The organism is Bosea sp. (in: a-proteobacteria) (assembly GCA_023910605.1).
Classification (GTDB): domain Bacteria; phylum Pseudomonadota; class Alphaproteobacteria; order Rhizobiales; family Beijerinckiaceae; genus Allobosea.
In genome coordinates this window covers 1-1,557 of record JAAVVV010000002.1, presented here as the reverse complement: position 1 = coordinate 1,557, position 1,557 = coordinate 1, and the positions used below count along the sequence as shown (strand labels likewise).

Sequence of the window (1,557 nt, the reverse complement as noted above, 5' to 3'; positions counted from 1 at the left end):
GCCCCCTCTATGAGCGCCTTCTGGTTGCGGTCCACCGCGCCGACCGGATCTTCTGCGACGAGACACCTTTGCCGGTGCGAAGACCGGGGCTGAAGCGAACGCACAAGGCCCAGTTCTGGGCCCATGTCATGGATGACCGGCCCTGGGGTGGGCCATCCCCACCGGCAGTGGTCTACATCCATGCCGACGGACGCAGTCATCGGGAGATCGAGACACAACTGGCCGACTGGCAGGGCCTTCTGCAGGTCGATGGCTATGCCGTCTACAAGAAGCTGGCCCATCCCGACCGCACGGGCGGTCCAATCACGCTCGCCTTCTGTCTGGCCCATGCACGGCGCAAGTTCGTCGAGGTCCACCAGCAGACCAGTTCCCCGATCGCGGCCGACATCATCAGGCGCTTCGCCGCCATCTATGCCATCGAAGGCCGTATCCGCGGCAAGAGTGCTGAGGAGCGGCGCGCATGGCGGCAGGCCCATACGGCCCCACTCATGGCCGACCTCAAGTCAAGGCTCGAGGCCGAGCTGATGGGACTGTCCCGGCAGTCGAACCTTGCCAAGGCCATCCGCTACACGCTCGGTCATTGGGAGGGGCTGACGCGCTGCCTCAATGATGGACGGCTCGAGGTCGACAGCAACACGGTCGAGCGGACCATGCGCCTGGTTGCCCTCGGAAGACGCAATTTTCTCTTTGCCGGTAATGACGGCGGGGCGCAGACCTGGGCGATCCTCGCCTCCCTCCTCAACACCGCGCGGCTCAATGACGTCGATCCCTTCACCTGGCTGAACGATGTCCTCGAGAAGATCGTCAGCGGGGACGTCAAGGCAACCGATCTCGACCAGTTGCTCGTCTGGAACTGGAAAGCGGCGCGCGAGCCTGCAAGACTGGCGGCATGACAACCAAACGCAGTGCCGCCCAGGCCCCGGCACCCGAACGGGCCATGGAGGACAAGGAACTCGATCGCTGGCTGCAGGCGCGCCGCGCAATCGGGCCATTGACCACAAACCTTGCCATGCTCGACGGCTTCATCACCGCGCTTGCCGCCGGTCCGGTTGGTCTTGACCTGATCGGCGCACTGCTTAAGGCACTGGCGCTCGAGCACGGCGCGCTCAATGTCGGCGGCACGCCGGAGTTCGCTGCCATGAAGGCTGCGGCTGACCGCTTCAACCGCATCGGCGCCGAACTCACCAACCGCACGATCATCAGGCCGCACCATCGGCGTCGGGGCAATGGTGACATCTGGCCGGCAGACTGGTGTGAGGGCTTCCTCGCCGCGGTCAACCTGAACCGAGCAGACTGGAAGACAGCGATGGATCCGTCCCATCCCCTCCACGAGAAAATGCTGCCAATCCTGCTCTACTGCCAGGACGACCGAGGCAAACCCTATCTGGGCCGACCGCAGCCGAGCGCGGAGACAAAAGCGGTCTATGCCGAAGCGTGGAAGGGCATTCCAACCGTCGTCGCCGCGATCCGGCACCACTACCACTTCATCCCGGCCGGCCAATCACGCCGTCGCTGATCCGCCTTGCACGAATATCGTGCGCCGGAAGGTGGGATGCT

At 64.5% G+C, this 1,557-nt stretch carries 2 protein-coding genes; both read left to right on the top strand.

Annotated elements, in window-relative coordinates:
- The coding region (locus HEQ16_18220) for an IS66 family transposase (protein ID MCO4055940.1) at positions 1-893 on the top strand (893 nt) is incomplete at its 5' end.
- On the top strand, positions 890-1,516 hold the full coding sequence (locus tag HEQ16_18215) for a YecA family protein (GenBank protein MCO4055939.1): 627 nt from the start codon (positions 890-892) through the stop codon (positions 1,514-1,516). The genes HEQ16_18220 and HEQ16_18215, both read left to right, overlap by 4 nt.
- Positions 1,517-1,557: the final 41 nt, after the last annotated feature.